The organism is Pseudoxanthomonas mexicana (assembly GCF_010093385.1).
GTDB lineage: Bacteria > Pseudomonadota > Gammaproteobacteria > Xanthomonadales > Xanthomonadaceae > Pseudoxanthomonas_A > Pseudoxanthomonas_A mexicana.
On the sequence record NZ_PDWV01000048.1, the window covers coordinates 22,379 to 30,763 of the forward strand.

9 protein-coding genes are annotated in these 8,385 nt (G+C 68.3%); 2 read left to right on the top strand and 7 right to left on the bottom strand.

What is annotated here, in order from left to right; all coding sequences use genetic code 11:
• Nucleotides 1–2: 2 nt before the first annotated feature.
• Nucleotides 3–371 (top strand): DUF6404 family protein, encoded by a 369-nt coding sequence (locus tag CSC76_RS15080; RefSeq protein ID WP_162110820.1) that lies wholly within the window; start codon nucleotides 3–5, stop codon nucleotides 369–371.
• A gap of 64 nt (nucleotides 372–435) precedes the next feature.
• Here CSC76_RS15080 and speE read toward each other — a convergent pair whose 3' ends face one another.
• Complete coding sequence (speE, locus tag CSC76_RS15085; RefSeq protein WP_162110821.1) at nucleotides 436–1,293, bottom strand: polyamine aminopropyltransferase; 858 nt, start codon at nucleotides 1,291–1,293, stop codon at nucleotides 436–438.
• A gap of 243 nt (nucleotides 1,294–1,536) precedes the next feature.
• Here speE and speA point away from each other — a divergent pair, with 243 nt between their 5' ends.
• Complete coding sequence (gene speA, locus CSC76_RS15090; protein ID WP_162110822.1) at nucleotides 1,537–3,426, top strand: arginine decarboxylase; 1,890 nt, start codon at nucleotides 1,537–1,539, stop codon at nucleotides 3,424–3,426.
• Nucleotides 3,427–3,552: 126 nt separating this feature from the next.
• Here the strand turns inward: speA and CSC76_RS15095 are convergent, their stop codons facing one another.
• From CSC76_RS15095 to argS, 6 genes are all read right to left on the bottom strand, one after another.
• Nucleotides 3,553–3,936, bottom strand: coding sequence for a DUF6768 family protein (locus tag CSC76_RS15095; RefSeq protein ID WP_162110823.1), 384 nt, complete (start codon nucleotides 3,934–3,936; stop codon nucleotides 3,553–3,555).
• Nucleotides 3,923–4,489: an RNA polymerase sigma factor gene (locus CSC76_RS15100; RefSeq protein ID WP_162110824.1), complete on the bottom strand. Its 567-nt coding sequence runs from the start codon at nucleotides 4,487–4,489 to the stop codon at nucleotides 3,923–3,925. Before CSC76_RS15100 ends, CSC76_RS15095 begins: the two co-directional genes overlap by 14 nt.
• 106 nt (nucleotides 4,490–4,595) lie before the next feature.
• Nucleotides 4,596–5,348: an SDR family NAD(P)-dependent oxidoreductase gene (locus CSC76_RS15105; protein ID WP_162110825.1), complete on the bottom strand. Its 753-nt coding sequence runs from the start codon at nucleotides 5,346–5,348 to the stop codon at nucleotides 4,596–4,598.
• A gap of 32 nt (nucleotides 5,349–5,380) precedes the next feature.
• Nucleotides 5,381–5,806, bottom strand: coding sequence for a hypothetical protein (locus CSC76_RS15110; RefSeq protein WP_162110826.1), 426 nt, complete (start codon nucleotides 5,804–5,806; stop codon nucleotides 5,381–5,383).
• A complete protein-coding gene (locus CSC76_RS15115; protein WP_162110827.1) occupies nucleotides 5,803–6,594 on the bottom strand; it encodes an SPOR domain-containing protein in 792 nt (263 codons plus the stop codon). The genes CSC76_RS15110 and CSC76_RS15115 overlap by 4 nt, the downstream gene beginning before the upstream one ends.
• A gap of 15 nt (nucleotides 6,595–6,609) precedes the next feature.
• On the bottom strand, nucleotides 6,610–8,298 hold the full coding sequence (argS, locus tag CSC76_RS15120) for an arginine--tRNA ligase (protein ID WP_162110828.1): 1,689 nt from the start codon (nucleotides 8,296–8,298) through the stop codon (nucleotides 6,610–6,612).
• Between the last annotated feature and the right edge of the window lie 87 nt (nucleotides 8,299–8,385).

Consider the following 8,385-nt stretch of genomic DNA (forward strand, 5'->3'; position numbering starts at 1 on the left):
AGATGACGCAGCTCCGCGAGTTCGACGGCCGCCTGGAAAAAGCGCTTGCCTGGCTGGAGGAGTCCGGCATCCGACGCAGCACGTATGCGCCGCCGATGTTCCGTCTGCTGTGGAAGGCGGGCGTCCGGATCCCGCCGCCCCACATGAATGGGTTCGTCGTGAATGCCTTCGTGATGGGCGGGTTCTTCGCCACCGTCTGGGGCCTGATCATGTGGCTGGCGCTCTGGTCGTGGCAGGGCAAGCCTTTCGTCGCGGTGGTTGCCACATCGCTGAGCGCCGGCGCACTGTTCGGCCTGATCATGGCGGCCTACCTGGTGGCGCAGGCGCGCCACTACCAGGTGCCTCGCTGGCTGACGTTCACTGCGGACTGAAGCCGGAGAGGTCAAAGAAAAGCCCCGCATCGCGGGGCTTTCTTCTTCTCTGGCGGCAGGTCGCTTACTCGCCCAGCGCCTTCGCCACGAACGGCGGCGCCACCAGCACGCCGGTGTGCAGGTGCGCGGTGTAGTACAGCGTGTCGAACGGCTTGGCGGCGGCATCCGCTTCGCGGAACGCAAAGTCGAAGCCGGCCTGCTTGCTGGCGAGGGTCACGCTCCACCAGCCGGTCGGGTAGCACGGCTGCGGGAACGGCAGCGTCTTGAACGACTGGAAGCCGGCCTTGCCCATCTCGGCGCGCATGTCCTTGATCAGGTCCAGCAGCGCCAGCGGCGACTCGGACTGCTGCACCAGCAGGCCGTCGGGCTTGAGCGCGCGGTAGCAGCTCTCGAAGAATGCCTTGTTGAACAGGCCTTCGGCAGGACCTACCGGATCGGTGGAGTCGACGATGACCACGTCCACGCTGCCGGGCTCGCAGTTGGCCATGTAGGCCACGCCGTCGTCGAACAGCAGCTCGGCGCGCGGATCGTGGTTGGATTCGCACAGCTCGGGGAAGTACTTCTCCGCCATGCGCGTGACCTGCTCGTCGATGTCGCACTGCGTGGCCTTCTCCACGCCGGGATGCTTCAGCACCTCGCGCAGCGTGCCGCAGTCGCCGCCGCCGATGATCACCACGCGCTTGGGCGCAGCGTGGGTGAACAGCACCGGATGGCTGATCATCTCGTGGTAGAAGAAGTTGTCGCGCGTGGTCAGCATCATCGCGCCGTCGATCACCATCAGCTTGCCCCAGTCGGTGCTGTCGTAGATCTCGATCTTCTGGAACGGCGACTGCACCTCGTCCAGCTTGCCGGTTGTACGGAAACCGATGGCGGAGCCGGTGTGCGAGAAGTGTTCGATGAACCAGGTGTCGTTGGCGGTCATGGGCGATGTCCTGCGGGTGAAGAAGGGAGGCTGTTCCCTTCTCCCTTCGGGAGAAGGTGGCGCGCAGCGCCGGATGAGGGGCGAATGACGTAAGGGCGCTGGATTGCCCGGACTTCCGTTGCTCCTCACCCCAACCCCTCTCCCGCGGGGAGAGGGGCAGAAGCTGAGGGCGCGCATTGTAACGGACCCATGTGACCGCAGCCTGTAGAATGCGCCTCCGCTCGCCTGCCTTGGAAAACCGCCATGCCCTGGTCCACCGACCACGCCCGCAAGACCTACTCCGTCCCGCACTGGGCCGAAGGGTATTTCGACGTGGACGCCGCCGGCCGCATCGTGGTGTCGCCCAAGGGCACGCAGGGCCCGGTGATCCCGCTGCCGGAGGTGGTGGACGCAGCGCGCGCGCAGGGCGCCCAGCTGCCGCTGCTGGTGCGCTTCCCGGACATCCTGGGCGATCGCCTGGGTAAGCTGCAGGCCGCGTTCGCGCAGGCGCAGGCCGACTGGGAGTACAAGGGCGGCTACACGGCGGTCTATCCCATCAAGGTGAACCAGCATCGGGGCGTCGCCGGCACGCTGGCCTCGCACGCGGGCGAGGGCTTCGGTCTGGAAGCCGGCAGCAAGCCCGAGCTGATGGCCGTGCTGGCGCTGTCGCGCCCGGGCGGGCTGATCGTCTGCAACGGTTACAAGGACCGCGAGTACATCCGCCTGGCGCTGATCGGCCGCAAGCTGGGCCTGCAGACCTTCATCGTCATCGAGAAGCCGTCCGAGCTGGCGCTGGGGATTGAGGAGTCGCGCGCGCGGGGCGTGAAGCCCGGCCTCGGGGTGCGCATGCGCCTGGCCACGCTGGGCGCGGGCAAGTGGCAGAACAGCGGCGGCGACAAGGCCAAGTTCGGCCTGTCACCGCGCCAGGTGCTGGACCTGTGGAAGCAGCTGCGCGAAGCCGGCCTGCAGGACACGCTGAACCTGCTGCATTTCCACATGGGCTCGCAGATCAGCAACGTGCGCGACATCGCCAACGGCATGCGCGAGGCGACGCGCTATTTCATCGAGCTGTCGAAGCTGGGCGCGAGCATCAGCCATGTCGACGTCGGCGGCGGTCTGGGCATCGATTACGAAGGCACGCGCTCGCGCAGCTACTGCTCGATCAACTACGGCATCGGCCAGTACGCCAGCAACATCGTGCAGCCGCTGGCCGAGGCCTGCGAGCAGCACGGCCTGACGCCGCCGCGCATCGTCACCGAGTGCGGTCGTGCGATGACCGCGCACCACGCCGTGCTGGTGGTCAACGTGTCGGAAGTCGAGCAGGCGCCGGAAGGCCGCGTGCCGCCCGCGCACGACGACGAGCCGGCGGTGATCCGCCACCTGCGCGAGATCCACGGCGAGCTCGACACGCGCCCGGCCGTCGAGCTGTTCCACGAAGCGCAGCATCACCATAGCGAAGGCCTGTCGCTGTACGCGCTGGGCCAGATCGACCTGGTCCACCGTGCGCGCATCGACGACCTGTTCTACGCCATCGCGCATGCCGTGCGTGCGCGCCTGAGCAGCGACGAGCGCAGCCACCGCGACCTGCTGGACGAGCTCAACGAACGGCTGGTCGACAAGTACTTCGTCAACTTCAGCGTGTTCGAGTCGATTCCCGACGTGTGGGCGATCGACCAGGTGTTCCCGATCGTGCCGATCGAGCGCTTGGACGAAGCGCCGGCGCGGCGCGGCATCATCGCCGACATGACCTGCGACTCGGACGGCATGGTTAAGACCTATGTCGAGAACGAGGGCCTGGATTCCTCGCTGCCGCTGCATGCCATGAAGCCCGGTGAAAGCTATCGCCTCGGGATCTTCCTGGTGGGCGCCTACCAGGAAATCCTCGGCGACATCCACAACCTGTTCGGCGACACCGACGCGGTGGAAGTCAGCGCCGATGCCGGCACCGGCTACCTGATCACCCAGCAGCGCCGCGGCGACACCACCGACGTGATGCTGGACTACGTGGGCTACAAGCTGGAAGACCTGCGGTCCGCTTACCGTACGCGCGTGGAAGAGGCGAAGTTGCCCGCGGATGAAGCCGTGGCGCTTTCCGAAGCACTGGAAGCCGGCCTGACCGGGTACACCTACCTGTCGGACGAACCGCTGGGCTGAGGCCGGTCACCCGGCGACAGGCCTGCTGCAGCAGGCCAATGCGGCCTGCCGCAGCGCGACCATCAGCCTGAGCAGCCGGCACGGGCATGCGTCAGCCACGGGTACGTCCTCCGCGGTTCGGCTTGTTCATGACGACATCTTCGATGCGTCGTGCCGCAAAAGCGCCAATTGCAGTTCCACGCGCTTGAGCTCACGCAGCATGCGGTTGGCTTCCATGTGGCTGCCCAGGAACGACTTCATGATCATCGTGAACTGGAACAGCACGATCGCCAGCACGCCCCATTGCACGGCCGCCATGACTTCGGTGGCATGCCAGCTCCGCCATAGCGAAACACCGAAGCCCGCGACGGCGGCGATCCCGCACAGATAGGCCACCCACACCACCCAGCCCAGCGAGCCGTGGAACAGCCCGAAGGCCTGGGAGAAATAGCCGGGTTCGCCATGCTGCGCCAACAGGTCGCGATCCTCGGCCGAGAGGGTCTGCTTGATCAGGTCATCAGTCTTGTTCATCGGTGCTTCCTTCCAGTCGTGCGCGGATCTTGCGCCGCGCATGCATCAGCCGGGTCTTGACCGTTCCCGGGGGCACGTCGAGCGCGACGGCGATCTCCGCCACGCTCAGATCTTCCAGATAGAACAGCGACAGCGCCGCGCGCTGGGGCGCGGGCAGGGCCTGCATTTCCGCCCTGACGATGGCCAGCTCCGACGCGCGTTCGCCCGCCGCGTCCTGTTCGCCAGGCACCACCGCCTCAGGCTCGATCTCGACGAGGTGGGTGCGCTCGAAGTGCCGTCCGCGGAGCGCGCGTGCGCACCGGCGGGTGACGATGCGGAAGGCCCAGGCCGGGAACGCCGCCACATCGTCCAGCCGGCGGAGTCCGCGCAGGATCTCGACCCAGGCTTCCTGGACCATGTCGCGCGCAAGATCGGGATGACCCGTCAGCCGCCATGCGTGCCGAAGCAGGCGCGGCTGCCAGCGCGCGACCAGACGCTCCCACGCGGGGCGATCGCCCGTACGGGCCGCCGCTGCGAGGTACTCGTCCAGTATACGTTCGCTGTCCCGCTGCACGCGTCCGCCCCCGTCTCCGTCTGTCGGGAATCAAGGTGCCGGATTCGAGGGAAACGGTTCAATCCGGCGCGGAGACATTGCAGCGCGACCGGCGCCGACGTCCGCCCTAGACGCCCCGATGCACCTGGAAGCCCGCGAACGACTGCGTCACCGGCATGATCTCCAGCCGGTTGATGTTGAGGTGCGGCGGCAGGGTGGCGACGTAGAAGATCTGTTCGGCGATGTCGTCGGCCGTCATTGGCTGCGCCCCCGCGTAGAGCTTGTCCGACGCGGACTGGTCGCCGTGCGTGCGGACCAGGGTGAACTCGGTTTCGGCCATGCCGGGTTCGATGTCGGTCACCCGTACGCCGGTGCCGTGCAGGTCGCTGCGCAGGCCCAGCGAGAACTGGCGAACGAAAGCCTTGGTGCCGCCATACGTGTTGCCGCCCGGATACGGGTAGCTGCCGGCGATCGAGCCGATGTTGATGATGGCGCCCTTGCGCTCCACCAGCAGCGGCAGCAACCGGCGGGTGACGGTGACCAGCGCCAGCACATTGGTTTCGATCATCGTGCGCCAATCGTCCAGCGAAGCCTGCTGCGCAGGTGCCGTGCCCAGCGCCAGTCCGGCGTTGTTGACCAGCAGGTCGATGTCGCGGAAGGCCGCGGGCAACGCATCGAGGGCGGCGTCCAGTGCCGTTTCGTCGCGGATGTCGAATGCGGCGGCGTGCACCTTGTCCGCCCCGAGCGCGTCCACCAGTGCCTGCAGGCGATCGGCGCGGCGACCGGTGGCGATGACGCGCCAGCCGGCGGCCACGAAGCGGCGGACGGCAGCGGCACCGAAGCCTGAAGTGGCGCCGGTGATGAGGGCGGTGCGGGTCATGGGCGATCCTGCGGAAACGGGGAAGGGTCGGGTCAGGCGGTCGCGCGCATCGTGCGCTGCGCCTGCCACTGGGCACCCAGATGGGCGCCCAGCGCCGCCGCGGCGAGCGACAACACGGCGCTGGCGGCATTCATGCGGAAGATGGCCAGGAGCGGGCGCCCGCCATCGATGGCCGGCAGCGCGATGCTCGCCAACAGCACGAACGTGGCGATCCACAGGGCGAACGTCAGCCCCAGCGCCACCACCAGGAACCGCCGCCCGGCGATACCCCCGCCGAGCGCCATGCAGGCGGCGGTGACCAGATAGCTGATCGGCGCGAGGTAGCCCAGCGGCGTGGACACCATCTGTTGCCAGGCGGGCGGCAGGAACCGCGACGCAAGCCAGGACGCGGCCAGCAGGGCGACGAGCACCATCACCGGGGCAAGCGTCATGCGCTGCCAGGGGCGAAGGCGGCTCACTGCGCCTTCACCGCCATCGCGGGCAGGCCACCGCTGGCGAGCTTCTGCTTGGCTTCGGCCAGTTCGCTGGCGGTGCCGTAAGGCCCCATTCGGACGCGGTAGACGGTCTTGCCATTGATCTGCGCCGATTCCACGCGGGCGCTCAGGCCCAGCATGGCGATCTTGGCCTTGGTGGCTTCGGCATCGCCGGATGCCCCGAAGGCGCCGGCCTGCAGGATGTAGCGGGCGCCGCTGTCGGCACTGGCCACCGTGGCGGCGGGCTTGGGCGCCGGTGCCGTGTCGGGGGCGCGCGGCGTTTCCGCGGCCGCGCGGGGCGTCGGCGTCTCGTCGATCGGTGCCGGCTGTGCGGTGTCGTTGCCGGCAGGCGTCGGCACGACGGTCGTCGACTGGCCGCTCAGCGCGGCGCGTGCCCTGCGGGCTTCTTCCTCGCGCGCGCTGGCGGCGAGTTCGGCATCGGACATCTGCACTTCCTTGCCGGGCAGCAGGGTGTAGAAGTCGTACTGTGTTTCCTTGGTGCCGGCCTCGTCGGGCGTCGCGGCGGTGGCCGGTGCATCGCTGGCGGGCGCGTCGGGCACCACCGCTTCCACGTCGGCGCTGTCGATCGGCGCGGGCTGCGCGTCGGGGTTGGGCTGCGGGCGGAAGAAGCTGTCGCCGTCCTTCTTGCCCAGGCCCGGCACGATGAAATACACCGCCAGGCCGATCAGCAGGCCCAGCACCAGCCATACCCAGGCGGGGGTGGCGTGGCCGGAATTGCGGGTGGCCTGGTTCTTGCCGCGTCTTGCTGCCATGTACTGCTTCTCCGCTTACATCTTCTCGGGCGCACTGACGCCCAACAGGTCCAGTCCATTGGCCAGCGCCTGGCGGACCGCCAGGGCCAGCGCCAGGCGCGCGTCGCGCGCGGCCGCATCGTCGATCAGCACCGGCGTGCCGGCGTACCACGTGTGGAAAGCATAGGCCAACTCGCGCAGGTATTGCGCCACGAGGTGAGGCTCCAGCGCGTCGCCGGCGGCCTCCACCACTTCCGGATAGCGCGACAGTTCCACCATCAGCTGCAGCGAGGTGTCGTCGTCCAGCCGCGCCAGGTTCGCCAGGCCGTTGGCCTGGTCGTAGGCGTAACCCTTCTCGCCGGCCTGCCGCAGCAGGCTGCACACGCGGGCGTGCGCGTACTGCACGTAGAAGACCGGATTGTCGTTGCTCTGCTGGCGGGCCAGGTCGATGTCGAACGTCAGCTGCGAATCCGGCTTGCGCGCGATCAGGAACCAGCGCGTCGCATCGGCGCTGGTTTCCTCGATCAGGTCGCGCAGGGTGAAGTAGCTGCCGGCGCGCTTGGACAGCTTCACTTCCTCGCCCCCTCGCATCACCGTGACCATCTGGTGCAGCACGTATTCCGGATAGCCCGGCGGGATGCCTTCGCCCAGCGCCTGCAGGCCGGCCTTCACGCGGGCCAGCGAGCCGTGGTGGTCGGCGCCCAGTTCGGTGATCGCGCGCTCGTAGCCGCGCTGCCACTTGCTGAGGTGGTAGGCCACGTCCGGCACGAAGTAGGTATAGGTGCCGTCGGACTTGCGCATCACGCGGTCCTTGTCGTCGCCGAAGTCGGTGGACTTCAGCCACAGCGCGCCGCCTTCTTCGTACGTGTGGCCGGACGCGACCAGCTTGCGCACGGTCTCCTCGACCTTGTGGTCGGCGTACAGCGAGCTTTCCAAGAAGTAGCGGTCGAACGACACGCCGAACGCGGCCAGGTCCAGGTTCTGCTCGCGGCGCAGGTAGGCCACGGCGAAACGGCGGATGGCGTCCAGGTCCTGTGGATCCTTCGCGCCGGTGACCACGTGGCCTTCGACCTCGACCGAGTCGCCGTTGAGGTAAGCCTGCGCCACGTCGGCGATGTAGTCGCCGCGGTAGCCGTCTTCCGGCCAGCCCTCGCTGTCCGGTGTCAGGCCCAGGGCGCGGGCCTGGGTGGACTTGGCCAGGTTGTCGATCTGAACGCCGGCATCGTTGTAGTAGAACTCACGCTTCGCATTCCAGCCGTTGGCTGCCAGAACGCGCGCGATGCAGTCGCCGATCGCGCCGGCGCGGCCGTGGCCCACGTGCAGCGGGCCGGTCGGGTTGGCGGAGACGTATTCCACGCCCACCGTGCGGCCGGCGCCGCGTTCGTTGCGGCCGTAGGCGGTGCCCTGCGCCAGCGCGGTGGCGACTTCGCGCTGGTAGGCGCCGGGGCTGAGGTGAAAATTGATGAAGCCCGGGCCCGCGATCTCCACCTTGGCCACTTCGTCGCTGGCCGGCAGTGCGGCGACCAGCGCGGTGGCGATGGCGCGCGGATTGCTGCGCGCGGCCTTGGCCAGCTGCATGGCGGCATTGGTGGCGAAGTCGCCGTGTTCGCGGGTCTTGGGGCGCTCGACCACGAAATCCGGCGTGGCGGTGTCGGCCGGCAGGGTGCCGGCGGAGCGCAGGGCATCGATGCCCTGGGCGATCAAGGCGCGGAGGGAAGCTTTCACGGGAGACCGTCGTGTTGCGTGGGAACCGCCTATTCTTGGTTTTCCCGGGCCCTGGGTGGGCGCGTCGCGGTTCAGGGGGGGCGGGGG

Excerpts from the sequence above, each read along its gene's own strand:
- CSC76_RS15080 (WP_162110820.1), top strand. The coding sequence starts at position 3 with ATGACGCAGCTCCGCGAGTTCGACGGCCGCCTGGAAAAAGCGCTTGCC.
- speE (WP_162110821.1), bottom strand. The coding sequence starts at position 1,293 with ATGACCGCCAACGACACCTGGTTCATCGAACACTTCTCGCACACCGGC.
- speA (WP_162110822.1), top strand. The coding sequence starts at position 1,537 with ATGCCCTGGTCCACCGACCACGCCCGCAAGACCTACTCCGTCCCGCAC.
- CSC76_RS15095 (WP_162110823.1), bottom strand. The coding sequence starts at position 3,936 with ATGAACAAGACTGATGACCTGATCAAGCAGACCCTCTCGGCCGAGGAT.
- CSC76_RS15105 (WP_162110825.1), bottom strand. The coding sequence starts at position 5,348 with ATGACCCGCACCGCCCTCATCACCGGCGCCACTTCAGGCTTCGGTGCC.
- CSC76_RS15115 (WP_162110827.1), bottom strand. The coding sequence starts at position 6,594 with ATGGCAGCAAGACGCGGCAAGAACCAGGCCACCCGCAATTCCGGCCAC.